The 24,449-nt window shown below is 72.8% G+C and carries 23 protein-coding genes; 7 read left to right on the top strand and 16 right to left on the bottom strand.

Annotation, left to right across the window (positions count from 1 at the left end):
- Nucleotides 1–30: 30 nt before the first annotated feature.
- Nucleotides 31–612, bottom strand: coding sequence for a histidine phosphatase family protein (locus ACZ6CL_RS32705; RefSeq protein WP_468942408.1), 582 nt, complete (start codon nucleotides 610–612; stop codon nucleotides 31–33).
- A 70-nt stretch (nucleotides 613–682) separates the two neighbouring features.
- Nucleotides 683–2,128, bottom strand: a complete 1,446-nt coding sequence (locus tag ACZ6CL_RS32700) for an aminotransferase-like domain-containing protein (RefSeq protein WP_468942407.1) — start codon at nucleotides 2,126–2,128, stop codon at nucleotides 683–685.
- Between ACZ6CL_RS32700 and ACZ6CL_RS32695 the strand changes: the two genes are divergently transcribed.
- Both ACZ6CL_RS32695 and ACZ6CL_RS32690 read left to right on the top strand, forming a co-directional pair.
- Nucleotides 2,127–3,128, top strand: a complete 1,002-nt coding sequence (locus tag ACZ6CL_RS32695) for a DMT family transporter (protein WP_468942404.1) — start codon at nucleotides 2,127–2,129, stop codon at nucleotides 3,126–3,128. The genes ACZ6CL_RS32700 and ACZ6CL_RS32695 overlap by 2 nt on opposite strands.
- A gap of 127 nt (nucleotides 3,129–3,255) precedes the next feature.
- The gene (locus tag ACZ6CL_RS32690) at nucleotides 3,256–3,456 is read left to right on the top strand and encodes a DUF1918 domain-containing protein (RefSeq protein ID WP_398293184.1); all 201 of its coding nucleotides are present in this window, start codon (nucleotides 3,256–3,258) and stop codon (nucleotides 3,454–3,456) included.
- A gap of 171 nt (nucleotides 3,457–3,627) precedes the next feature.
- Here the strand turns inward: ACZ6CL_RS32690 and ACZ6CL_RS32685 are convergent, their stop codons facing one another.
- Complete coding sequence (locus ACZ6CL_RS32685) at nucleotides 3,628–4,851, bottom strand: glycoside hydrolase family 10-like protein (RefSeq protein WP_468942401.1); 1,224 nt, start codon at nucleotides 4,849–4,851, stop codon at nucleotides 3,628–3,630.
- Between the two features lie 240 nt (nucleotides 4,852–5,091).
- On the opposite strand from ACZ6CL_RS32685, the gene ACZ6CL_RS32680 reads away from it, so the two are divergent.
- On the top strand, nucleotides 5,092–7,368 hold the full coding sequence (locus ACZ6CL_RS32680) for a WD40/YVTN/BNR-like repeat-containing protein (protein ID WP_468942527.1): 2,277 nt from the start codon (nucleotides 5,092–5,094) through the stop codon (nucleotides 7,366–7,368).
- Nucleotides 7,369–7,508: 140 nt separating this feature from the next.
- The gene (locus tag ACZ6CL_RS32675) at nucleotides 7,509–8,369 is read left to right on the top strand and encodes a 3-hydroxybutyryl-CoA dehydrogenase (RefSeq protein ID WP_385447712.1); all 861 of its coding nucleotides are present in this window, start codon (nucleotides 7,509–7,511) and stop codon (nucleotides 8,367–8,369) included.
- Nucleotides 8,370–8,373: 4 nt separating this feature from the next.
- On the opposite strand, the gene ACZ6CL_RS32670 is transcribed toward ACZ6CL_RS32675, so the two are convergent.
- Nucleotides 8,374–9,159 carry an MgtC/SapB family protein gene (locus ACZ6CL_RS32670; RefSeq protein ID WP_468942399.1) on the bottom strand — a complete coding sequence of 262 codons (786 nt, stop codon included), beginning with the start codon at nucleotides 9,157–9,159 and terminating at the stop codon, nucleotides 8,374–8,376.
- Between the two features lie 246 nt (nucleotides 9,160–9,405).
- Here ACZ6CL_RS32670 and ACZ6CL_RS32665 point away from each other — a divergent pair, with 246 nt between their 5' ends.
- Nucleotides 9,406–9,663 (top strand): hypothetical protein, encoded by a 258-nt coding sequence (locus tag ACZ6CL_RS32665; protein WP_468942396.1) that lies wholly within the window; start codon nucleotides 9,406–9,408, stop codon nucleotides 9,661–9,663.
- Nucleotides 9,664–9,713: 50 nt separating this feature from the next.
- On the opposite strand, the gene ACZ6CL_RS32660 is transcribed toward ACZ6CL_RS32665, so the two are convergent.
- From ACZ6CL_RS32660 to infC, 10 genes are all read right to left on the bottom strand, one after another.
- Complete coding sequence (locus ACZ6CL_RS32660; protein WP_358622716.1) at nucleotides 9,714–10,244, bottom strand: NUDIX hydrolase; 531 nt, start codon at nucleotides 10,242–10,244, stop codon at nucleotides 9,714–9,716.
- A gap of 91 nt (nucleotides 10,245–10,335) precedes the next feature.
- Nucleotides 10,336–11,673 (bottom strand): transcriptional regulator, encoded by a 1,338-nt coding sequence (locus ACZ6CL_RS32655; RefSeq protein ID WP_468942393.1) that lies wholly within the window; start codon nucleotides 11,671–11,673, stop codon nucleotides 10,336–10,338.
- Nucleotides 11,674–11,699: 26 nt separating this feature from the next.
- A complete protein-coding gene (locus tag ACZ6CL_RS32650) occupies nucleotides 11,700–12,686 on the bottom strand; it encodes a PP2C family protein-serine/threonine phosphatase (protein ID WP_468942391.1) in 987 nt (328 codons plus the stop codon).
- Between the two features lie 229 nt (nucleotides 12,687–12,915).
- Nucleotides 12,916–15,426 carry a phenylalanine--tRNA ligase subunit beta gene (gene pheT / locus ACZ6CL_RS32645; protein ID WP_468942389.1) on the bottom strand — a complete coding sequence of 837 codons (2,511 nt, stop codon included), beginning with the start codon at nucleotides 15,424–15,426 and terminating at the stop codon, nucleotides 12,916–12,918.
- On the bottom strand, nucleotides 15,426–16,547 hold the full coding sequence (pheS, locus tag ACZ6CL_RS32640; RefSeq protein WP_468942386.1) for a phenylalanine--tRNA ligase subunit alpha: 1,122 nt from the start codon (nucleotides 16,545–16,547) through the stop codon (nucleotides 15,426–15,428). The genes pheT and pheS overlap by 1 nt, the downstream gene beginning before the upstream one ends.
- A gap of 183 nt (nucleotides 16,548–16,730) precedes the next feature.
- Complete coding sequence (locus ACZ6CL_RS32635) at nucleotides 16,731–17,957, bottom strand: sensor histidine kinase (RefSeq protein WP_468942383.1); 1,227 nt, start codon at nucleotides 17,955–17,957, stop codon at nucleotides 16,731–16,733.
- Between the two features lie 41 nt (nucleotides 17,958–17,998).
- A complete protein-coding gene (locus ACZ6CL_RS32630) occupies nucleotides 17,999–18,832 on the bottom strand; it encodes a TrmH family RNA methyltransferase (protein ID WP_468942380.1) in 834 nt (277 codons plus the stop codon).
- 481 nt (nucleotides 18,833–19,313) lie between these two features.
- Nucleotides 19,314–19,697: a 50S ribosomal protein L20 gene (gene rplT, locus ACZ6CL_RS32625; RefSeq protein ID WP_468942378.1), complete on the bottom strand. Its 384-nt coding sequence runs from the start codon at nucleotides 19,695–19,697 to the stop codon at nucleotides 19,314–19,316.
- A 105-nt stretch (nucleotides 19,698–19,802) separates the two neighbouring features.
- Complete coding sequence (gene rpmI / locus ACZ6CL_RS32620; RefSeq protein ID WP_385442681.1) at nucleotides 19,803–19,997, bottom strand: 50S ribosomal protein L35; 195 nt, start codon at nucleotides 19,995–19,997, stop codon at nucleotides 19,803–19,805.
- 152 nt (nucleotides 19,998–20,149) lie between these two features.
- A complete protein-coding gene (gene infC / locus ACZ6CL_RS32615) occupies nucleotides 20,150–20,779 on the bottom strand; it encodes a translation initiation factor IF-3 (RefSeq protein WP_468942521.1) in 630 nt (209 codons plus the stop codon).
- A 421-nt stretch (nucleotides 20,780–21,200) separates the two neighbouring features.
- Here infC and ACZ6CL_RS32610 point away from each other — a divergent pair, with 421 nt between their 5' ends.
- Entirely contained in the window at nucleotides 21,201–21,563 is a 363-nt protein-coding gene (locus ACZ6CL_RS32610) for a DUF1844 domain-containing protein (RefSeq protein WP_385442679.1), read from the top strand.
- Between the two features lie 105 nt (nucleotides 21,564–21,668).
- Here the strand turns inward: ACZ6CL_RS32610 and ACZ6CL_RS32605 are convergent, their stop codons facing one another.
- Nucleotides 21,669–22,463, bottom strand: coding sequence for an MIP/aquaporin family protein (locus tag ACZ6CL_RS32605; RefSeq protein ID WP_468942376.1), 795 nt, complete (start codon nucleotides 22,461–22,463; stop codon nucleotides 21,669–21,671).
- A gap of 120 nt (nucleotides 22,464–22,583) precedes the next feature.
- Entirely contained in the window at nucleotides 22,584–23,318 is a 735-nt protein-coding gene (locus ACZ6CL_RS32600) for an SseB family protein (RefSeq protein WP_468942374.1), read from the bottom strand.
- 96 nt (nucleotides 23,319–23,414) lie between these two features.
- On the opposite strand from ACZ6CL_RS32600, the gene ACZ6CL_RS32595 reads away from it, so the two are divergent.
- Nucleotides 23,415–24,425: a serine hydrolase gene (locus tag ACZ6CL_RS32595; protein ID WP_468942372.1), complete on the top strand. Its 1,011-nt coding sequence runs from the start codon at nucleotides 23,415–23,417 to the stop codon at nucleotides 24,423–24,425.
- The last annotated feature ends 24 nt before the right edge of the window (nucleotides 24,426–24,449 follow it).

Below are 24,449 nucleotides of genomic sequence, written 5' to 3'. Positions count from 1 at the left end.
GAAATGATCATCCGGGTGATCATGGGGCCGTCAGCTCGGCACGTCGCCCTCCACCCGCAGCCGCCACTGCCCGGCGCGGCCGGTGAGAGTGACCGTGGACAGCGGGATCACGTCGATGTTCCAGTAGCAGTGCGGCGGTGCCTTGATGGCGTACATCAGGGCGGCGCGTATCACCCCGGGGTCGGCCACCGCGAGCATCTTGACGTGCTCCTCGACCGGCCGGGTGTCCAGCCAGCCGCCGACCCGGGTGATGAACGCCAGCAGCGATTCGCCGCCGTGCGGCGCGGCGCGGGGGTCGGCGAGCCATACGTCGGCCGCGCGCGGCTCGCGCGCCATCACATCGGCGAGGGTACGGCCGCCCCAGCGGCCCATGTCCCAGTCGCGCAGGGCGAGTTGGACGAGCGGGGTGAACCCGAGCGCGAGGCCGGTCTCGCGGCTGCGCGGCGACGGTGAGCAGTAGCGCAGCTCGGCGGCGGCCAGCGGCAGGAGGACGGGCGCGGCGCGCTCGGCGGCGCGGCGGCCCGCCGGATCCAGCGGCCGGTCGTCGCCGAAGCGCTCCCCGAGCAGCGAGGAGGTCGCGCCTGCGGCGACCAGCGTCAGCCGAAACGTCATTCGCGCATCGTACGGTTCACCGGGCCCCCGGGGTGGGCTCCTGCGCGAGATCCCGGGGGCGGCCCGGACCCTACGCCGGCATCTCGTCGTACGCGGTACGCAACCGCCGTACTCCTTCGGCGAGTTCGCCGGTGCCCGCGACCGACGCGAAGCTCAGCCGGAGGTGCGGCGCGGGCGGCTCCGCGCTGAAGTACGGGCGGCCGGGGGCCACCGCGACCCCGGCGCGCAGCGCGGCGGAGGCGAGCGCGCCCTCGTCGGTGCCGTGCGGCAGGCGCAGCCACAGGTGGTAGCCGCCGGGCGGCACGTGTGGCGCGGGCAGCTCGGGCAGCTCCCGCCGTACCGCCGTGACCAGTGCCTCGCGGCGGGTGCGCAGCTCGGCGGCGACGGTCCGCAGATGGCGCGGCCAGGAGGGCGCGCCGACCAGTTCCAGCGCGGCTTCCTGCAGCGGGCGCGGGACGAAGAAGCTGTCCACGACCTGGATCGCGCGCAGCCGCTCCAGCGCCGGGCCACGGGCGGCGAGGGCGCCCACCCGGAGGCTGGGCGAGGTGATCTTGGTGAGGGAGCAGACGTGGACCACGACCCCGTCGGGATCGTCCGCGGCGAGGGCCGGGGGCAGCGGGGGCGCGTCCTCGTGGACGAGGTGGCGCGCGAAGTCGTCCTCGATCACGAACGCCCCCGCCGCACGCGCGATCCGGATCACCTCGCGGCGCCGTTCGGCGGAGAGCACCGTGCCGGTCGGGTTCTGGAACAGCGGCTGGCAGACCACGACGCGGGCGCCGCCCGCCCGCAGCGCCTCGGCGAGCAGATCGGTGCGGATGCCGTCGGCGTCGACCGGGACGGGAACCGGGCGCAGCCCGGAGGCGCGGGCGGCGGCGAGCATGCCAGGGTACGTGGGCGATTCGACGAGGACGGGCGCGCCGGGCGGGGCGAGGGCGCGCAGCGCGCAGGTCAGCGCGGACTGGCCGCCCGCGGTGACCAGGACGTCGGCGGCGGCGACGGTACCGCCGCGGCCGCCGATCTCATGGGCGAACCAGGCGCGCAGCTCAGGAAGGCCCTCCATGGGCGGGCGGCCCCAGGCGCCGGGCCGCCGTCCGGCCCGGGCCAGGGCGGCGGCCATGGCGCGCTCGGGCTGGAGCGAGGGGTGCAGGTACCCGGCGTTCAGCTCCAGGATCCCGGGCGGCGGGGCGGCGAGGGTGGCCAGCACGCCCGAGGCGTCGACCGAGCGCGGGACGGATTCACCCGGCGTCTCGACGCTCAGCGCGACCTCCTGCCAGGAGGTGTCCCCGGCCCGTGGCGCCTCGACGCGCGGCGCGGCCCGGAAGGCACCGGCCCCGGGCCGGGTGACGACCAGCCCCTCGGCGGCGAGGGCGGCCAGGGCACGGGAGACGGTGACCGGGCTGACCCGGTGGCGTTCGACGAGGGCGCGACTGGAGGGCAGCTTCTCACCTGGAGAGTAGCGGTTCAGCTCCCGCCGCAGCGCTTCTGCCAGTTCGGCGACACTGCTACGCTCTTGCATGAGAGCACAGGATAGCGCTACTGACGACGACACGATAGCGGTGAGCAGTGCGGCGGGCCCCCGGCCGGACACGCCGGGCACGCCCGCCACCCCCGCAGGCGACACCACCGCACAGGGCGCCACCGCACAGGGCACCGCCGCACACGGGGCCGCCCGGAGCGGCACGCTGCTGGCCGCCCTCGGAGTGGTCGCCTTCTCCCTCACCTTCCCCGGCACCGCCTGGGCCCTGGAGGGGCTCGGCCCCTGGTCGGTGACCACCTGCCGGATGGTGCTCGCCGCGCTGGTGGCCGGGGGCGCGCTGGTGGCGCGGCGGGCGGCGGCGCCGGAGCGGCGCCACTGGCCCGGACTGCTGGTGGTCGCGGCCGGGGTGGTGGTCGGGTTTCCCCTGCTGACCACGCTCGCGCTGCAGACCTCCACCACCTCGCACGCCGCCGTGGTCGTCGGGCTGCTGCCGCTCACCACGGCCGTGTTCTCCGCCGTACGCACCGGGACGCGGCCCTCGCGCCGGTTCTGGGCGGCGGCGCTGACCGGGGCCGCTGTGGTGATCGGCTTCGCGGTGCAGCAGAGCGGCGGCGCGCTGTCCACCGGCGATCTGTATCTGTTCGGCGCGCTGCTGGTGTGCGCGGCGGGCTACGCCGAGGGCGGGCGGCTGGCCCGCTCCATGCCGGGCTGGCAGGTGATCGGCTGGGCGCTGGTGGCGTGTGTTCCGGTGGCGCTTCCGGGCGCGGCGATCGCGCTGTACACCGAGCCGGTGCGGCTCGGCGGGCACGCCGTCGCCGGACTGCTGTGGCTGGCGGTCGGCTCGCAGTTCGTGGGTCTTGTGGTCTGGTACCGGGGCATGGCCGCCATCGGCGTGGCCCGGGCCAGCCAGCTGCAGCTGGCCCAGCCGCTGCTGACCCTGGTGTGGTCGGTGCTGCTGCTCGGCGAGCACATCGGCCCCGCCGCGCCGATCGCCGCCGTCGCGGTGCTGGTGTGCATCGGGGTGACGCAGCGGGGATGAACAACGGGGGTGGACAACGGGCGCTAACCGGGGCGAACCCGGCGGGCGCGATCCGGGCGCACCGGCCATAGACTGGCCACAGGGATCGCATTTGCCCTCCGGGTAGCCACTACAGGAGGTCACGCAGATGGAGGCGACCGTAGGCGACAAGCTGCTGGTGCACGGCAGGGTTGTCGGAGTTCACGACCGGACCGCAGAGATCATCGAAGTGCTCGGGGACCACGGTGAACCGCCGTACCGCGTCCGTTACGAGGACGACGGCCACGAATGCCTGTTCTCCCCGGGCCCCGACTCCGTCGTACGTCACCTGCCCGCCGGACGCCGGTAGCGGTAGCGGCGGCGCGGACCGGGCTCAGCGGGGCGGACGTGCCCCATTTCCTGGGCTCGTTCGCCTCCGGGGCGCAAAAGCCGGTGTCGACGGTCGACCGTGCTCGGCCACTCGTTCCTCGCGGCCTGCGCGCGCTCTCCCTTTCGACACCAGCGCGCCCCTTCGGCTCACTCACTGGCGGGGATAGTGGTCGGCGACCACGCGCGCCATGGCGCCGTTGCGGTCGGCGGCCACTTCCTTCGCCGAGAAGTACACATTGCCCCGCACCTGCGGATAGTCCGCGCACAGGGTGAGGTGCCGGGACAGCTCCGCCGGGTCCTGCCAGGGCGCGGGCTGCGCCGGATCGCCTGCCTTGTACAGCGCCTCGCCGATGTAGAGGTTGACTCCGGTGCCCCGCACGACATCCGCCCACCAGGGCACGAGCTTCGCGTAGTCGGCGGCCGCGAAGCCGATGTTCCAGTAGACCTGCGGGACGACGTAATCCACCCAGCCCTCCCGCGCCCAGCGCCGGGTGTCCGCGTGCAGGTCGTCGTACGTCTGCACCCCGGCCCGGGTGTCCGAGCCGAGCGGGTCGGTGGCGCGGTTGCGCCACACGGCGAAGGGGCTGATGCCGAACCGCACGCCCCGCTTCAGCCGCTTGATCCGTACGGCCGTCTCCCGCACCAGCAGGTCGATGTTGTTCCGCCGCCACGCGGCCCGGTCGGGGAAGCCCGCGCCGTGGCGCGCGTACGCCGCGTCGTCGTCGAAGACCTGGCCCGCTACCGGATAGGGGTAGAAGTAGTCGTCCCAGTGGACGGCGTCGATGTCGTAGCGCGCGACCGCGTGCAGCATCGCGTCCTGGACGAAGCGGCGGACCTCCGGCAGCCCGGGGTTGTAGTAGAGCTTGCCGCCGTACGGCACGACCCAGTCGGGGTGCACCCGGGCCGGATGGGTGGGGAGCAGCCGGGTGGGGTCGGCGTGGTTCGCGACGCGGTACGGGTTGAACCAGGCGTGCAGCTCCAGACCGCGCCGGTGCGCCTCGCGCACCACCGTGCCCAGCGGATCCCAGCCCGGGTGCTGGCCCTGCGCGCCGGTCAGCCACTCCGACCAGGGCTCGTACGGGGACGGCCACAGCGCGTCGGCGGTGGGCCGGACCTGGAAGACGACCGCGTTGAGCCGCCGCTCGACGGCGGTGTCGAGGAAGGCGAGCAGCGAGGCCCGCTGTTCGGCGGCGGGGAGTCCGGGGCGCGCGGGCCAGTCGCGGTTGGCGACCGTGGCCAGCCACATCCCGCGGAACTGTCTGCGCCGCCCCCCGCCTTCGTCCGCCGCCGCCTCGCCCGGCCAGGCGGCCGTGGCCAGTGCCCCGGCGGCCGCGGCCGTCAGACTTCGCCGTGTGATGCCCGTGATCCGACCCATGCTCACTCCTCGCTCGCGTCACACCACAACTCCCGCCGATGATGGGCGCCTTGGGGGCGGGCGGCAATGGGTACCCGCTGACTTCACTCTTCTCGCAGGGCCATCCGGCCGTTAGCATCGAAAGCACGCACGCATGGGAGCGCTCCCAAACACACACTCCACACCCCCACGCCCGGAGAGGAAGTTCCCGTGCGCAGCAGAGGCAGCAGCAGAGGCAGGAGAACACCGCTCGGCGCGCTCATGGCCGCGCTGGCACTCGTCGGCGGATTACTGACCGCGGCCGCCGCCCCCGCCGCGGCCCGCCCCGACGACTCCCCCGCACCACAGCACAGGGCCGACAGCTACAGCTGGAAGAACGTCCGCGTCGACGGCGGGGGTTTCGTCCCCGGCATCGTCTTCAACCGCAAGGAGAAGAACCTCGCCTACGCCCGCACCGACATCGGCGGCGCGTACCGCTGGGACCAGTCCGGCAAGCGGTGGGTGCCGCTGCTGGACTCGGTGGGCTGGGACCACTGGGGGTGGACCGGCGTGGTCAGCCTGGCCAGCGACCCGGTCGCGCCGGACAAGGTGTACGTGGCGGCCGGTACGTACACCAACAGCTGGGACCCGGGCAACGGCGCGATCCTGCGCTCCTCCAACCGGGGCGCCACCTGGCAGGCGACCGCGCTCCCCTTCAAGCTCGGCGGCAACATGCCGGGCCGTGGCATGGGCGAGCGGCTGGCGGTCGACCCGAACCGGAACAGCGTGCTGTACCTCGGCGCGCCCAGCGGCAACGGCCTGTGGCGCTCCACCGACTCCGGGGTCAGCTGGTCGAAGGTGACCGCCTTCCCGAACCCCGGCAATTACGTCGAGAACCCGAACGACAGCAGCGGCTACGCGAGCGACAACCAGGGCGTGGTGTGGGTGACGTTCGACGAGCGCACCGGCTCGTCCGGCAGCGCCACGAAGACCCTCTACGTGGGCGTGGCCGACAAGGACAACACCGTCTACCGCTCGACCGACGCGGGCGCCACCTGGTCCCGTATCGCCGGGCAGCCCACCGGCTACCTCGCGCACAAGGGCGTCCTCGACGCGAAGAACGGCTACCTCTACCTCACCACGAGCGACAAGGGCGGCCCGTACGACGGCGGCAAGGGCCAGGTGTGGCGCTACGCCACCGCTACCGGCGAGTGGAAGAACATCAGCCCGACGGCGGACGCCGACACCACCTTCGGCTACAGCGGGCTCACCGTGGACCGCCAGAAGCCCGGCACCCTCATGGTGACCGGCTACAGCTCCTGGTGGCCGGACACCCAGATCTTCCGCTCCACCGACTCCGGCGCCACCTGGACCCGGGCCTGGGACTACACCAGCTACCCGAACCGCTCCTTCCGCTACACCCAGGACATCTCCTCCGTCCCCTGGCTGACCTTCGGCACCAACCCGGCCCCGCCCGAGGTCACCCCGAAGCTCGGCTGGATGACCGAGGCGCTGGAGATCGACCCGTTCGACTCCAACCGGATGATGTACGGCACCGGCGCGACCATCTACGGCACCGAGAACCTGACCGCGTGGGACTCCGGCGGCCAGGCGAAGATCACGCCGATGGTGAAGGGCCTGGAGGAGACGGCGGTCAACGACCTGGCCAGCCCGCCGTCCGGCGCCCCGCTGCTGAGCGCGCTCGGCGACCTCGGCGGCTTCCGCCACACCGACCTCGACGCGGTGCCCGCGAAGATCTACACCTCGCCGTCGTTCACCACGGCCACCAGCCTGGACTACGCCGAGAGCAGCCCGAACACCGTGGTGCGGGTGGGCAACAACGACACCGCCCCGCGCATCGCCTTCTCCACCGACAACGGCGCCAACTGGTTCCAGGGCACCGAGCCGCCCGGCGTCACCGGCGGCGGCACGGTGGCCGCGGCGGCGGACGGCAGCGGCTTCGTCTGGAGCCCCGACGGCTCCTCGTCCGTCTACCGCACCACGGGTTTCGGCAACTCCTGGACGGCCTCCAGCGGCATCCCGGCCGGGGCGACCGTCGAATCCGACCGCAAGAATCCGAAGAAGTTCTACGGCTACAAGTCCGGCACCTTCTACGTGAGCACCGACGGCGGCGCGACCTTCACCGCCAAGGCGTCGTCCGGGCTGCCCGCCGAGAGCGCGCGCTTCAAGGCCTTACCGGGCGCGGAGGGCGACATCTGGCTCGCTGGCGGCACCGCGACCGGCGCGTACGGGTTGTGGCACTCCACGGACTCCGGCGCCACCTTCACCAAGCTGCCGGGCGTCCAGCAGGCCGACACCATCGGCTTCGGCAAGGCCGCGCCCGGCGCCTCGTACCAGACGCTCTACACCAGCGCCAAGATCGGCGGAGTACGCGGCATCTTCCGCTCCACCGACACCGGCAAGAGCTGGACCCGCGTCAACGACGACGCCCACCAGTGGGGCTGGACCGGCGCCACCATCACCGGCGACCCCCGGGTCTACGGCCGGGTCTACGTCGGTACGAACGGCCGGGGCATCCTGCGCGGAGACGTCTCGTAGTGGCCTGATCAGCACACCGTGAACACGGGCGGGCCGGGGCCCGGCAATGCGGCCCCGGCCCGCCCGCCGTTTCCAACCGGCAGGTAACGTCTGGTCGACAGGGGGATCACACAGACAGCTAGCTCAGCGAAAGGCACGATGTGACCGACATCGAACGCGTCGGAGTAGTGGGCTGCGGCCAGATGGGTGCGGGCATCGCGGAGGTGTGCGCGCGGTCCGGCCTGGAGGTCATGGTCGCCGAGACCACCGGCGAGGCCCTGGAGATCGGCCGCACCCGCCTGACCACCTCCCTCGACAAGGCCGTCGAGCGCGGCAAGATGACCGAGGAGGAGCGGGACGCGACGCTGGAGCGGTTGAGCTTCACCACCGACCTCGGGGAGTTCGCCGACCGCGACCTGGTCATCGAGGCCGTCGTCGAGAGCGAGCAGATCAAGACGCAGATCTTCCAGGTCCTGGACCAGGTGGTGACCCGCCCGGACGCGATCCTCGCCTCGAACACCTCGTCCATCCCGCTGGTCAAGCTGGCCGTCGCGACCTCGCGCCCGGACCAGGTCATCGGCATCCACTTCTTCAACCCGGCCCCGGTGCAGTCGCTGGTCGAGCTGATCCCGGCGCTCACCACCGGCGAGGAGACCATCAAGCGCGCCGAGGCGCTGGTCGAGGGCGTGCTCGGCAAGCACGCGATCCACGCCCTGGACCGGGCCGGTTTCGTCGTCAACGCGCTGCTGATCCCGTATCTGCTGTCCGCCATCCGGATGTTCGCGTCCGGTGTCGCGAACCGCGAGGACATCGACAACGGCATGGAGATGGGCTGCGCCCACCCCATGGGCCCGCTCAAGCTGTCCGACCTGATCGGCCTGGACACCATCGCGGCGATCGCCGACTCGATGTATTCCGAGTACAAGGAGCCGCTGTACGCCGCTCCCCCGCTGTTGCTGCGCATGGTCGACGCGGGACGGCTGGGCCGCAAGACGGGCTCGGGCTTCTACGAGTACGCCTGAGTGCTCACTCCGCGGCGTCCAGTTCCGCGCCCGCGTCGGCGGTGAGCACGCCCCGTAGTTCGGTGATCTGGCCGACCAGGCGCAGGACGTCGGCTCTGCCCTCAAGGGTGATCAGCACCTCGACGATGTCCGTTTCGCCCGGTCCGGCCTCCTCCGCTTCGGCGCGGACGCTCCGGGTCAGCCGGTCCCGGCCCTTCCAGGGCGCCCGGTTCACCCGTACCCGCAGTACCCGGAAACCGGCGGCCGTGCACAACTCCAGGACGCGGGGCAGCAGTCCGCCGCCGACCCGGTAGGACAGCTGCAACTCCCGCTGCTCGGCGGTCAGGATCCCCGGCATATGGCGGGTGACCAGCGGATAGCCGCGCGCCACCAGGAAGTGGACCGCGGTGGCGGAGGTGGCCAGCAGGGGCAGGCCGCCGCCGCAGGCCATGCCGACCGCGCAGGTCAGCCAGATGGTCGCGGCGGTGGTCAGACCGCGGACGGCGTCCCGCCGGACGAAGATCAGGCCGCCGCCGATGAAGCCGATGCCGGAGACCATCTGCGCGGCCACCCGCGAGGGGTCCAGGTCGACGTGTTCGCGGCTCAGCACATCGGCGAAGCCGTACTGGGAGACCTGCATGAACAGCGCGCTACCCACCCCCACCAGGGTGTGGGTGCGCAGCCCGGCGCTCTTCTGCAGCACGGCCCGTTCGAGCCCGATCAGGGTGGACAGCAGCAGCGCGAGCCCGAGCGCGGCGAACTGCCGCGCGCCCTGGTCAGCGCCGAAGTCCCACATCGGAGCGGCGATCATGCGTCCACTTCCCTCGGTTGCCGGTCCCCTCACCTCTCCCTGAGCTACCCGGGGGCCGTTGCGCCACTCTGGGCGCGGCACGCCACGGGAAGCTGTGGCCGCCGGGTGCACGGCGCTGTTCGCACGGGGTGTGCGCCGGTGACTCACACACCCTCCCCACACACGCTCCCGCACCCCTTGGTGATGCGGTTGACTCGGAGCGTGAACAGTGCAGCACGGACGTACATCCGGAAGGGGAGCAAACCCGTGACCACCGAGCCCGAGCAGACCGCGTTAGCCGTGGAGCTCGCGGAACTCCGCCGGAGCGTCGAAGTGGGCTTCGCCCGCGTCGACGGCCGGCTCATCCTGCACGACCACCGCGGAGAGCAGTCGGAGGAGGAGCTGAACCAACTGGGCGGGCGCGTCCGCGCCTTGGAGCACGGACGCTGGCCGCTGCCCTCCATCGCCGCTCTGACGGGGGTATCCGCGCTGGCGCTGACGGTGTGGCAGGCGGCGGGGCGCTAACCGCTCGCGGCCAGTCGCCCCGGCGCCTGCCGTGGCCCGCGCGGTGGGGTTCAGCCCAGGCGGATGTGGTGGAGCAGCAGCAGGGCAGCCGCCATGTTCGCCGCGGGCACCTCACCGCGCGCGACCAGGTCGGGCACCAGCTTGAGCGGAACCCATTCGCGGCGGTCCGACTCGAAGTCGTCCTCCGGGGGGCCGACGTACTCGGCGTCCTCGGCCCAATAGATGTGGTGCCGGGCGTCGGTGAGCCCGTTGGACGGCTCTACGGAGAGCAGATGGCGCAGCGGGCCGGGGCGCCAGCCGGTTTCCTCCTCCATCTCGCGCGCCGCCGCGCCCTCGATGTCCTCACCGTCCTCGACGACGCCCGCGGCCAGTTCCCAGCCCCAGTTGTCGGTGATGAAACGGTGCCGCCACAGCAGCAGTACTTCGTTCGCCTCGTTCACGACCGTCGCCACGGCCACGGGCCGCAGCCGGATCAGGTAGTGGTCCAGATGACGGCCGTCGGGGAGTCTGACGTCAGCGAGGTTGACCCGGAACCATCGGTTCTCGTACACGGTCTGCTCCGTGAGATTCTTCCATCGCACTGGTAGGCCACCTTCCGTCGGAGAGATGGCAATCCTCGGCCACCCGCTGACGAGGGCGCGGCCCACATTCGGGCCGCGGTGGCGGCCACGGTCAGAACGGAACGCGCAGGGCCCCGTCGATGAGTTCCGCGGCCTCGGACGTCGCGGCGCAGTCGCTGGAAGCCAGGTGCTCGCGTACCGCGCGGAGCCGGTCGCGTAACCGCTGGGACTCCATCCCACGGGCCCGTTCGGTCATCTCGACGGCCGTGGCGCCCGCCCGGTCCGCGTCTCCCTGGCGCAGTTCGATGTGGGTGAGCATGGCGAGCCGGTGCACCCGGCCCCGGTCGTGGGCGGGCGTGCCGACCGCGGCGGTGGCGTGCTCGCGGGCGGCGCCGAGGTCGCCGAGGCTCAGCAGGGCCTCCGCGACCTGGATGTTGACCAGGCCCGGCTGCACATAGCCGGTCTCGTCCGGCTCCTGGCCGGGTCTGATGCGGTCGGCGGCGGTCTCGGCGCGGCGGATGCAGGCCAGCGCGCTGTGGCCGTCGCCGAGCCGTGCGTACGACTTGGCCTGCATCGCGTACAGGTCGGCGGCGAGCGCCGGGGTGATCTGGGAGCCCGCGGCGCGCAGCGCCGATTCGGCGAACGCGACGGCCTGCCGGTACTCCTTCATGAACAGGGACTGGGTGACGAGCAGCGCTATCACGTACGCGCCCAGCCCCCGGTCCCCGCTGGCCTTGGCGAGCCGCAGCGCCTGGTGGAAGTAGCGCTGGGCCAGGCCGTGGGCGTTGGAGTCGTACGCGCAGATCCCGGCGATGGCGACCAGTCCGCCGGTCGCCCGGTGCAGCTGGCGGCCCATGTCGTCGGCGTAGGCGCCGCGCAGCAGGGGCGCGGTCTCGGAGTTGAGGAAGCCGACGACGCGGGCTCTGGTCGCGATGCCGCCTGCCTTGCGGTACATCTGCTCGTAGTGGGCGCGGGCGGCGCGCAGCATCTCGACGTCGGTCATGGACACGCGCGTGAGGCCGTGGCGGGAGACGTCGGAGTCCTCGGGCGGGTTCTCCCACTCCCACACCGGGATCACGGCGGGCGTGCCGGTGACCGCGGCGGCTCCTATGACGTGCGGGCGCTGCTGTTCGTCGGAGCGCCACAGCGCCGTGGCGCGCTCGACGAAACCGGAGAGCGAGGTGGCGGAGGCGCGGGGGGTGCCGGGGGTGCCGAGGCCGATGTCGTCGAGGGTGAGGGCGCGGTGCAGCCGCTCGCCGAGCACCTCGCAGATGAGGTCCGGCACTTGGCCGCGCGGCCGCTGCCCCTTCAGCCAGCGGGCCACCGCGGTGTGTTCGTACCGCAGCTTCATGCCCCTGGCCCGGCCCGCCTCGTTGATGTGCGCGGCCAGCCCGGCGTGGGAGATCCCGGCCTCGTCGAGTACGGCGTCGAGCAGTGTGTTGGGCTCCATGTCGCCCTCCCCGGTGGACTCTGCGCCTATGAGCGTAGTGAAGTCCGTTTCACACGGGGTGTGAAGCTCGCGGGCAGCGGGCAGCGGTCGTTGCGCAGCGCCACCAGGGCGATGTCGTCGGCGAGCCGCCCGCCGGTGTGGCGCAGCACCGCCGCCCGCACCGCGGCCACGACCGCCGCGGGGATGATGGGCCCGCTGCCCGCTGCCTCGCCGAGGGCGTGGCGCAGCGGGAAGAACGTGCCGTGCGCGTCACGCGCGTCCTCGGCCCCGTCGGTGTGCAGGACGAGCGCGTCCCCGGGGCGCAGGGCGGTGCAGCGCGCCAGGGGCAGTTCGGCGGGGAGCGGGAAGAGGCCGAGCGGGGGCAGTACGTCGCCCGGGGTGATCTGCCGGGCCAGCGCCGGGCCCACGGGCTGCTCGTAGAGCCGGTACGGCCAGGGGTGGCCGCAGTTGAGCGCGGCCACCTCGCCGCCGGGGCCGATCTCCAGCAGCAGGGCCGTCACGAACTCCTCGCCGTGGTCGTCGCCGAGGTGGCGCCGCAGCGCGCGGTCCAGCCGCCGGAGGACACCGGCGAGTTCGGCCTCCTCGTGCGCCGCCTCACGGAAGCTGCCGAGCACAGCGGCGACGGTGCCGATGGCGGCGAGGCCGTGGCCGCGTACGTCCCCGATGACGGCGCGGAGGCCGTGCGCGGTGGCGAGCACCTCGTACAGATCGCCGCCGACCGCGGCGCCGCGGCTGGCCGACAGACAGCCGCCCGCCATCTCGATCCCGTCCAGCCGGGACGGCAGCGGCCGCAGCACCACCTCCTGTGCGGCGGCGGCCACTTCGCGCGCCCGCTCCAGCTCCCGGACCAGCCGGGAGCGGCGACCTCGATACGCGTACGCGAGGACGGGGACCGCGGCCAGCAGCGGACCGCAGAGCCCGTGCCGCTGCCACACGACGGCGCAGCAGAGCAGCCACACCCCCGCCAGCACGAGTCCGAGCTTCCTACCGCACATCGCCCTGGTCCCGATCATGCGTCGCCCCCACTCGCAGCCAACCGCAACGATTCTCGCGACAGCGACTGCCAAAAGGACCAGGGGCCTCCGATTCCCACCCGATCGTGTGAAGTTGTGGGCAAGCGTTCCACCGGGAGGAACAGGTGGGCACAACCCCACCACCGGCCCGCACCCGCCAACGAAACCCCAGGTGGCAACGCGAAGGGGCGCACCCCAAGATGGGATGCGCCCCTTCGCGAGGGAGCCGTCAGGCGCCGCGCAGGGTGGCGCCGACACGTTCGGCGGCCACGGCCACCGCCGCATCGCGGGCCACCGCGATCTCGTCGGCGGTCAGCGTGCGATCCGGAGCCCGGAAGCGCAGCGCGTACGCCAGGGACTTCTTGCCCTCGCCGAGCTGCTCACCGGTGAAGACGTCGAACAGCCGGAGGGATTCGAGCAGTTCGCCCGCACCCTCGCGCAGCGCCTTCTCGACGTCGGCCGCGGCGGCCGAGTCGTCCACCACGAGGGCGACGTCCTGGGTGGCCACCGGGAAGGTGGACACGTGCGGCGACGTCACCGCGCCGCCGCCCGCCCGCTCCAGGCGGTCCAGCTCGATCTCCATCGCGCAGGTGCGCTCCGGGAGGCCGAGCGCCTTGGTGACGCGCGGGTGCAGTTCGCCCGCGTTGCCGACGAGGATCTCCTCGCCGTCGACGACGGCGAGCAGCGCGGCGCAGCGGCCCGGGTGCCAGGGGTCCTGCTGGTCCTGGCGGACGATCAGCTCGACGCCCGCCTCGCGCGCCACGGTACGGCCCGCCTCGACGGCGTCGGCCCAGCTGACCGGGGTGCCCTTGCCCCACCACCCGGCCTGCTGCCGGTCGCCCGCGAGGACGGCGGCGGCGCGGCGCGGCTGGCTCGGGAGGGCGGCGTCGAGCTGGGCGATCTCCTCGTCCGTCGGCCGGTGGTCGACGGGGAGGCGGACGGCCGGGGGCTCGTCGCCGGTGGCGCGGAAGACGAGGCCGGTCTCGAAGAGCGCGAGGTCGTGCTCACCGCGCCCGGCGTTCCGCCGCAGCGCGGCGAGCAGCCCGGGCAGCAGGGTGGTGCGCAGCGCGGGCTCGGCGTCGGAGAGCGGGTTGACCAGACGGACCAGGTCGCGCCGCGGGTCGTCGGCGGCGAGACCGAACTGGTTCAGCACCTCCTCGCCGATGAACGGGTAGTTCAGCGCCTCGACGTACCCGGCCCCGGCCAGCGCCCGGCCGACCCGGCGGTGCAGCCGCTGGCGCTCGGTCAGCCCGCGGCCGGAGGGCGGCTGCGGCAGGGTGGCGGGCAGGTTCTCGTAGCCCTCCAGCCGGATGACCTCCTCGGCGAGGTCGTTCGGATCGCGCAGGTCAGGGCGCCAGCTGGGCACGGTGACGGTGAGGTCGTCCGCGCCGTAGACGTCGCAGCCGATCTGCTGGAGGCGCCGGACCACGGTCTCGCGGCCGTACGCGACGCCCGCGACCCGGTCCGGGTGGTCGGCGCGCAGCGTGATGGTGTGCGGGGCGCTGGGCGAGAGGATCTCGGTGACGCCCGCCTCGGCGGTGCCGCCCGCGAGCAGTACCAGCAGGTCGACGGTGCGCTGCGCGGCCGCGGAGGTGGCCTCCGGGTCGACGCCGCGCTCGAACCGCTTGGACGCCTCGGAGGACAACTTGTGGCGGCGGGCGGTGCGGGCGATCGAAACCGGGGCGAAGTGCGCGGCCTCGATGACGACCTCGGTGGTGCGCGCCGCCTCGGTGGCGTCGGCGATCTCGGTGTTGGCGCCGCCCATGACACCGGCGAGGCCGATCGGCCCGCTGTCATCGGTGATGACCAGGTCCTCGGCGTCCAGGACGCGCTGGGTGCCGTCGAGGGTGGTGAGCTTCTCGCCCGGCTCGGCGCGGCGCACGCCGATCGCGCCGGTCACCCGGGAACGGTCGTAGGCGTGCAGCGGCTGGCCGATCTCCAGCATCACGTAGTTGGTGATGTCGACGGCGAGCGAGACGGGCCGCAGGCCCGCCTTCTGCAGCCGCCGCTGGAGCCAGATCGGGGAGTGCGCCTCGGGGTCGAGCCCGGTGACCGTACGGGCGGTGAAGCGGTCGCAGCCGACCGGGTCGGCGACCTTGACCGGGTAGCCGTGGCTGTTGGGCGCGGGCACGTCCAGCAGGGCCGGGTCGCGCAGCGGCAGCCCGTACGCGGTGGCGGCCTCGCGGGCGATGCCGCGCATCGACAGGCAGTAGCTGCGGTCGGGGGTGACCGCGATGTCCAGGACCTCGTCGACGAGCTGCAGCAGCTCGATCGCGTCGGTGCCGACCTCGTACTCCGGCGGCAGCACGATGATGCCGCCGCTGCCGTCGTCGCCCATGCCCAGCTCGTCGCCGGAGCAGATCATGCCGTGCGAGGTCTTGCCGTACGTCTTGCGCGCGGAGATCGCGAAGCCGCCGGGCAGTTCGGCGCCGGGCAGCACGACGACGACCTTGTCGCCGACGGCGAAGTTCCGGGCGCCGCAGACGATGTTCTGCTGCTCACCGGTGCCGTTGGCCTGCCCGACATCCACCTGGCAGTAGCGGATGGGCTTCTTGAACCCCTCCAGCTCCTCGATGGCCAGCACCTGGCCGACCACCAGGGGGCCCTTGAGGCCGGCGCCGAGCTGCTCGACCGTCTCGACCTCCAGGCCTGCGGCGACGAGTTTGGCCTGGACGTCGCGGCCGGTCTCACCGGCCGGCAGGTCGACGTATTCCCGCAGCCACGAAAGCGGGACCCGCATCAGATCTCCATCCCGAAGGGCCGGGTGAAGCGCACGTCACCCTCGACCATGTCTCGCATGTCTTCCACGTTGTGCCGGAACATCAGCATCCGCTCGATGCCGAAGCCGAAGGCGAACCCGCTGTACTTCTCCGGGTCGACGCCGCAGGCGATGAGCACCCGCGGGTTGACCATGCCGCAGCCGCCCAGCTCGATCCAGCCCTCGCTGGAACAGGTGCGGCACGGGCGGTCCGGGTTGCCGACGGACTCGCCGCGGCACACGTAGCACCGCATGTCCATCTCGGCGGACGGCTCGGTGAACGGGAAGAAGTTCGGCCGCAGGCGGGTGGTCATGCCCTCACCGAACAGCGCCCGCACCATGTGGTCGAGCGTGCCCTTGAGGTCGGCCATGGTCAGGCCCTCGTCGATGGCCAGCAGCTCGACCTGGCTGAAGACGGGGGTGTGGGTGGCGTCGAGCTCGTCCGTGCGGAAGGTGCGGCCCGGGCAGATCACGTAGATCGGCGGCGTCCGCTCGATCATCGACCGGATCTGCACCGGCGAGGTGTGGGTACGCAGCACCACCCCGGACGGCTCGTCCTTGTCCGCTCCGCGGACGAAGAACGTGTCCTGCATCTCGCGGGCCGGGTGGTCCGGCGGAAAGTTGAGCGCGTCGAAGTTGAACCACTCCGCCTCGACCTCCGGGCCCTCGGCCACCTCGTAGCCCATGGCCACGAAGACGTCCTCGATGCGCTCGGAGAGCGTGGTGATCGGGTGGCGGGCGCCGGCCGGGGTGCGGTCGTACGGCAGCGTGACGTCCACCGCCTCCTCGACCAGCACCCGGGCGTCGCGCTCCGCCTCCAGCTCCTCCTGCCGGGCCTTCAGGGCCTGGGTCACCTGGCCGCGGGCCTGGCCGACGCGCTTGCCCGCGTCCGCCTTGGCGTGCGGCGGCAGGGCGCCGATCTCGCGGTTGGCGAGGGCGAGCGGCGAGCGGTCGCCGGTGTGGGCGACCTTCACCTCGCGCAGCGCTTCGAGGTCCCCCGCGGCGGCGATGGCGTCCAGCGCCTCGTCCCGCATCCGGGCGATCTCTTCCGGTTTCAGTGCCTCGACCTCGACAGGGTCGTACGACTTATTGGGTGCCGACATCTCTTCCCGTGTTTCTATTGATCCCCCAGCTACCGCTGGGAGGGGCCCCCATCTGCGCGGCCCCGCTTGACGGCTGCGACGCTTGCGACCAGAGAGCGACCACATGGGTACGCCAAAGGTGCCAAGGCCCGAGTCTAAGGGGCGCGGGGTGTCCGCTGTTGCGCGGGAAGCCCGTGGGGACGGTCAGGCCAGATAGGCCGGGGTGCCCACGGGCAACGTAAATCGGAACTCGGCGCCGCCCCCGGCGGCCCGTCCGACGGTGATCGCACCGCCGTGCGCCTCGACGATGCCCTTGACGATGTAGAGCCCGAGGCCGGTGCCACCGCGCTTGCTGCCCCGCCAGAAGCGGGTGAACACGCGGCTCATCGACTCCTCCGGGATACCGGCGCCTTCGTCGCTCACGGTGATGGCGGTCCTCTCGACGACAGGGCCGTCCGCCGCGGGGCGGTGCGGTGCGGGGGCCACCTCGATGGTGACGGTTCCCTCGCCGTGGCGCACCGCGTTTTCCAGCAGGTTGCCCAGCACCTGGTCGATCTTGTCCGGATCGGCCCACAGACCGGGCAGCGGACCCCGCACCTTGATCAGGAACCGTTCGGCGGTCTGTCCGGCCGAGCTGAGCGCCTGCACATGGCGGCGTACGGCGGCGGCGACGTCGACCGGCTGGCGGCGCACCTCCAGGCGGCCGGAGTCGATCCGGGAGATGTCCAGCAGCTCGGCGATCAGGCGGGTGACGCGGTTGGCGTCGGAGTCGACCGTCTCCAGCATCAGCCGCTTCTGGTCGTCGGTGAACCGCTCCCACTTCGCCAGCAGGGTGGCCGTGAAACCTTTCACGGAGGTCAGCGGGGACCGCAGCTCATGCGCCACGGTCGCGATCAGCTCGGCGTGGCTGCGCTCGGTGCGCCGTCGGGCCTCGGTACCGCGCAGGGAAACTACGAGGCGGCGCACGGGTCCGGTCGGCCGCTCGCGTACGTAACGGGCCGAGACCAGGACCTCGTGGCCGCCGGGCAACAGCAGATTGCGCTCGGGCTGGCCGACACGGGTGGCCAGCCCTCCGTACGGATCGGTCAGCGCCCACCAGCGCCGGCCGTCCAGGTCCTCTAACGGAAGCGCGCGCTCCAGCCGCTGGCCGATGGCGTCCGCGGGGCGGATGGCGGTGATGCGGCCCGCCGCCGCGTTGAAGCAGGTGACGTGGCCCGTCTCGTCGGCGACCACCAGGCCGTCCGGCAGATCGTCCGGGTGCAGGCCGAGCGCGGCCAGCGCCTCGTACGGGTCGGGCCCGCCGCGCTCGCGCTCGCCGCCGCGCTCCGTCCCGGGCTCCCGGCGGTCGTGTCCGCCGGGGCTCGGCAGCGTCCGTCCGGGCGCGTGGGCATCGGCCGCGGCCGCCCCGGCGCCGGAGGTCCTGACGTCCATCCCCACACCCCCTCCTGGGCCTCGTGTGGGGGCAAACCCTACTAGGTCCCGGTCACGGAACGGCACCCTGTGGGAGCGCGCTGCGCACGAGCGGAGGCGTAGAGGCACACGGCGGCGGCCGTCGCGAGGTTGAGGCTTTCGGCTCTGCCGTGGATCGGAACGCGCACCACCTCGTCCGCGAGTGCGCGGGTAGCCTCCGGCAGGCCCCAGGCCTCGTTGCCGAAGATCCAGGCGGTGGGCGCGCCGAGCACCCCGTCGTCCAGCTCCGCGTCCAGGTCCCGTTCCCCCGCCCCGTCCGCGGCCAGCACCCGCGCTCCGGCCGTGCGCAGGCCGTCGACGGCCTGCGCGACGGGGACGCCGGTGGCCACCGGAAGGTGGAAGAGCGAGCCCACGGAGGCGCGCACCGCCTTGGGGTTGTACGGGTCCACGGAGGCGTCCGTGAACACGACCGCGTCCGCCCCGGCGGCGTCCGCGCACCGCAGCACGGTTCCGGCGTTGCCCGGGTCGCGGACGTTCGCCAGCACGGCGACCAGGCGGGGGCGGGCCCGCAGGATCTCCTCGAACGGCGAGTCCAGGAAGCGGCAGAGGCCGACGATGCCCTGGGGGGTGACCGTGTCGGACATCTCCGCGATCACCTCGTCGGAGGCGGTCAGGACCGGGATGCGGGCGGCGTGGGCGGCCTCCACGATGCCGGTGTGGCGGTCCGCCGCCTCGGGGGTCGCGTACACCTCGACCAGGTGTGCGATGGCCTCGCGGACGGCCTGTGGGCCCTCCACGATGAACCGGCGCTCCTTGCCGCGGAAGCTGCGCTTGGCGAGCCGTCTGGCCGCGGTGACGCGCGGCGATCGCAGGGACGTCAGCTCGGGGGTCGCCATGGGGTGCGCCTTCTCGTGTCGCGGTGTGGTGGTGGGTGCGGCCGGGTGTCTCCCCCACCCCGCCCCTCCCCGAAACCGGGGGAAACCCCCGGACCCCCGGGTTCCGGGCGCGGAAGGAGGCCCCGCACCGGGCCAACCGGGCGGTGAGGAAACAGCCGGTACGTCGCCCCGCAGCGCGGGGCAGTGCGCGTCGCGCCTACGCCGCTGGCGCCTGGTTGCCGGACAGGCACAACCGCCGCGGCCCGGTTGTGGGCAATCGTTCCGCGGGGGGCACCTCCCAGCGGTAGCTGGGGGAGGAACGGGTGGGCACAACCCGGCCACCGGCCCGCACCCGGCGACGAGGCCGCAAGGCCCACCGGCGAACGCCGACACCCGGCCCCCGGGCCGCACCCGGCAACGCAGCCCCGGGGCACCGGCGGGGGTGCCGACACGCGCGGACCCGCAGGTGCCGAGGGGCACCTGCGGGTCCGTCCGCGTGAGGTCAGGCCGCCTTCGGGGCGTTGACGTCACTCGGCAGCGCCTTCTGCGCCGCATCGACCAGCGCGGCGAACGCGTTGGCGTCGTTGACCGCGAGGTCGGCGAGGATCTTACGGTCCACCTCGATGTTGGCGGCCTTCAGACCCTGGATGAAGCGGTTGTACGTCATGCCGTTGGCGCGGGCAGCGGCGTTGATGCGCTGGATCCACAGCTGCCGGAAGTCGCCCTTGCGCTTCTTGCGGTCGTTGTAGTTGTAGACCAGAGAGTGGGTGACCTGCTCCTTGGCCTTGCGGTACAGGCGGGAGCGCTGGCCCCGGTAGCCGCTGGCCTGCTCGAGGATCGCCCGGCGCTTCTTGTGGGCGTTGACTGCCCGCTTGACGCGTGCCACTTGTTTAACTCCTTGTACGGGGCCGCGGTTGACTCACACGGCCCGGAAACGAATAGGTCCCGGTCGGCCTGACGCGCGCCCCGCCGGTTCGGCGGGGCGGGTGCGTCACTTGCCGAGAAGCTTCTTGATCTTCTTGGCGTCGGCGGGGGCCATCTCGGTCTTACCGGCCAGGCGGCGCGTCAGCGTGGACGGCTTGTGCTCGAGAAGGTGGCGGCGACCGGCGCGCTGGCGCATGACCTTGCCGGAGCCGGTGACCTTGAAACGCTTGCTGGCACCGCTGTGCGTCTTGTTCTTCGGCATGTCGCCGTTCACTCCTCGTCGGGGGCGCTGTCCGGGCGGCCGGGGCGCGGCGGGTACCGCGATCCGGCGTACGGAAGCGTCCTGTGTTTCGGTTGGTGTCCGGGACCGGCAGAGTCCCGTACGGGCGGGCGGTCGAGGCTCGCGCCTCGCGGTCACGCCTCGGCGTGCTCCTCGGCGGGCTCCTCGGCGGCTTCGTCCGCGTGGCCGGCGCCCTGGCGCTCGGCCTTGCGGGCGGCCTGGGCCTCACGGGCCTCGGCCATCGCCTCGGTCTTCTTCTTGTGCGGACCGAGAACCATGATCATGTTCCGGCCGTCCTGCTTGGGGTTGGACTCCACGAAGCCCAGCTCCTGGACGTCCTCGGCGAGCCGCTGCAACAGCCGGAAGCCGAGCTCCGGCCGGGACTGCTCACGGCCACGGAACATGATCGTGATCTTGACCTTGTCGCCCTGCTTGAGGAACCGGACGACGTGACCCTTCTTGGTGTCATAGTCGTGCGGGTCGATCTTCGGCCGGAGCTTCATCTCCTTGATGACCGTGTGCGCCTGGTTCTTGCGCGCTTCACGGGCCTTCATGGCCGACTCGTACTTGAACTTTCCGTAGTCCATGAGCTTGCAGACCGGCGGGCGAGCGTTCGCCGCCACCTCGACGAGGTCGAGGTCGTACTCCTGCGCAAGCTCCAGGGCCTTGGCAAGCGGCACAATGCCGACCTGCTCGCCGCTGGGACCGACGAGTCGCACCTCGGGGACGCGAATCCGGTCGTTGATGCGGGGCTCGGCGCTGATGGATCCTCCTCGGTTGCACCACGCGACCGCCTGGCGGACTGCCGCGTTACGTCTGTATAGAGACCACCGAGCCGAGGAAACACAAAATGCCCCGGACGGTACACATGCGGGGCTCCTCACTGACCGGGAGCACCGCCGCGATGTCACCGCGGGGCGCAGCCTGACCGATGACCTGCCGACCTGAGGTCGGGAGGTGGGAGTGCGGAGCCTCCACTTGTGGGCCGGACACGCGAGTGACCGGCCGGTCATTTATCTACGATACCAGGACCCGCGCGGGATGCTCACACGACGGGTGCCGGACGACCACCGGGGACTCGTCGCCCATGTCACACACCCGGTTCCCCCGACCGGTACGAGCGGTCCTCGAGCGGCGTCCTAGGGTGGAGCCCATCATCCACCAGGAAGCGAGCCTTCGACCACCATGAGCGACGCCAACAGCGGGCAGCCGACCCCCGACTTCGACCGCATGACCCGTGACATCGCGGACGTACCCGCGGTCGAGGTGATCACCACGGTCGCGGTGCACCTGATGAGCGCCGCGGCGGTGAACCTGGGGCTGGCCGAGGAGGGCCCGCAGCACAAGGACCTGGACGAGGCGCGCAAGCTGATCAGCGCGCTCGCCGGCCTGATCACGGCGAGCGCCACCGAGATCAGCTCCTTCCACGCGGCCCCGCTGCGGGACGGCCTCAAGTCGCTTCAGCTGGCCTTCCGTGAGGCGTCGGCCGTCCCGGACGAGCCGGGGCAGGGGCCGGGCGAGAAGTTCACCGGCCCCGTCTACCCCTGACCGGCCGGGTCGTTCCGTGACCGGCCCGGTCTTCTCGTCACCGGGTCGGTCTCCCCGTAACCGGGACCGGGCCGGTCTCTCCGTCAGGGGCGACGCGGCCCCGGGTCACGCCGCCTCCGGGCCCTTCGCCTCGGGGCCGCCCGTCTCGGGGCGGTGCCCGCCGCGCATCCGGCCCCACGGGCCGGGCCGCGGCTCCGTGGTCTGCTCCTCGGCCTGGGCCGCCGGGTGGAGGTGGGTGAACCGGTGGACGACGGCCGCGAGCACCCCGCCGACCAGGGGCGCGATCAGGAACACCCACAGCTGGGAGAGCGCCCCGCCGCCCGCGAACAGCGCCGGGCCGAGACTGCGCGCCGGGTTGACGGACGTCCAGGTCAGCGGGATGCCGACCAGGTTGACGGCGGCGAGCGCGAGCCCCACCGGCACGGGTTCGATCCCGGTCATCGCCAGCTTCTGCGTCACCGTGAGGAAGACGAAGACCAGCAGGAACGTGAGCAGTACCTCGGCGAGGAAGGCCCCGCCCGCTCCGATGCCCACCGGGGACCGGCCGCCGTAGCCGTTGCTGCCGAACGCGTCGTCCGTACGCAGCCTCGGCACCTGCTTGGCGAGCAGGAAGAGCACGGCGGCGCCGACGATCCCGCCGACCAGCTGCGCGATCCAGTACTCGGCGGCCCGGCGGATGTCGATCCGCCCGGCCAGCAGCACGCCCAGGGTCACCGCCGGGTTGATGTGGCAGCCCGAGACGCGGCCGAACGCGTAGGAGACCGCGATGAGGATGAAGCCGAAGGCGAGCGAGATGCCGACGGCGTTGATGTAGTCGCCCGCCAGGACCAGGGAACCGACTCCGAAGAGGACCAGCAGCGCGGTTCCGGTGAACTCCGATACGACCGTTCTCGTCTCCATGGCGTTCTCCTCGCATCGCTCGGACCGCCAGTTGCCCTATGCATTGTGGGGCGTATCGGGGGATTTCGCCTGCCGGTGATCGCTCCGTCGCAGGTCAGCGACGGTTTCGGCGGGCCGGGGTCAGCGGCTGAAGAGGGGTTCCCCGGGCACCGTCGCGTCCGGCGGCAGCAGTGCCAGGGTCAGCCCGCGCACCAGCCGGGCCCGCAGCGTCTCATCGGCGGCGAGCGCGCCCGCCACCCGCTGCGCCGTCTCGCGTGCCGGGGCGTGCGGGTCCAGGGCGAGCGCCAGCATGCCGTCGGCGTCGGCGGCCGGGGCGAGATGGGCCCGTACGACCTCCGGTTCGGCGGCCAGCACGGTCCGTACCGCCTCGGCGACCGCGGGGTCGGCCAGCGGATCGGCGCTGGTCCGGCCCTCGGCGAGGGCGAGCAGGGCGGGCCCGGTGAGCTGGTACGGCACCGGCCCGGCGAGGTCCAGCACCACGGTGTCGGCCTTCTCGTGCGCGGCCGCCTCCAGCGCCTGCCGCAGCGGTACGGCGACGGGCCGGGCGTCCGGGCGCCAGCGGGCCAGGGTCTCCAGCGAGGTGAAGGCGGGCAGGGCGCGGCGGCCGCCGGGTGCCTCCAGCGTGGGCACCGCCATGTCGCTCGTCTTCTCGCGCCGCAGTCCGTCGGGGCCTTCTTCCACCTCGCCGAGGAGCGCGACCACGGGCACGAGCAGCCGCGCCTCGGTGAGGGCGGCCAGCACCTCGGGTTCGGCGGTGCGGTCGTCGGCCCAGGCGGCGAGCGCCGCGGTCAGGCGGGCGTCGGCGGAGCCGTCGTCGCCGGAGAAGCCGGGGTCGGGAATGTTCTTGAGCGCCACTCCACGAGGGTATCGGGGCCGCCGTGAGGTCTTTCTCATGGGTTGTTCATCACCTTGGCCCCCGTCGTGCGGCGGGGCCGTCTAGCCTCGCCCTCCATGAAGACCGACACGTCTGGGGGGATGGAAACAGGGATGGACCGGGGCCGCGGCCCCGGTCGCAGAGCGCGCCGCCCGGCCGTGATCGCGACCGTGACGGCGCTCGCGGCGACCCTGCTGGGGTGCGGGGCGGCCACCACCAGTGCACCGGCGAAGACCGAGCTGCGGCCGAGCGCCGGGCCGCGGTGTGCGGCGGGCGACATCCAGGGAGGCGGCATGGAGCGGGTGACCGGGGCCGTGACGCCCTCGACGGCCTCGGCGGCACCGCCCGCCGCATCGGCCCGTACGCTCCGTACGGCGCTCACCCACGCGCTGGCCCCGGTGACGCGCGAGTGCGACGGGGAGTTCGCGGTGGCCCTCCTGGACACCCGGTCGGGGGCGAGCGCGACGTACGGCAACCGCGCGTACGACACGGCGAGCATCGTCAAGGTCGGCATCCTCGCGTCGCTGCTGCTCAAGACGCAGGACGAGCGGCGCGGGCTGACCGCGAAGGAGCGCGACGCCGCCACCGTGATGATCGAGCACAGCGACAACAAGGCGGCGACCGCCCTGTGGAAGGTGATCGGCGGCGCCGACGGCCTCGACGCGGCGCAGCACCGCCTGGGCCTCACCCGCACCCACGGCGGCCGGGCGGGCCTGTGGGGGCTGACCCGGACCACCGCGGCGGATCAGCTGAAGCTGCTGCGCGCGGTGTTCGGCGACGGCTCGGCGCTGAACGCGGACTCCCAGGCGTACATCCGGCAGCTGATGGGCCGGATAACCAGCGGCCAGGACTGGGGCGTCTCGGCCGCCGCCGACGCGGGCGCGGGCACCCGCCTCAAGAACGGCTGGCTGCCGCGCAGCACCACCGGCCTGTGGGACGTCAACAGCATCGGCCAGGTCTCCGCGAGCGGCCGCACCTATCTGGTGGCGGTGCTCTCCGACGGCAGCAAGAACATGAACACCGGCGTGGCCCTGGTGGAGCAGGCGGCGCGGGCCGCCGTAGGCGCGGCTACCGGGCTGCGGGCGTAGGGACGCGTCGTAGCCAAGCCGCCC

The organism is Streptomyces sp. NPDC041200 (assembly GCF_055591805.1).
The sequence above is the reverse complement of the archived record's forward strand: the minus strand, read 5'-3'. Positions and strand labels throughout refer to the sequence as shown.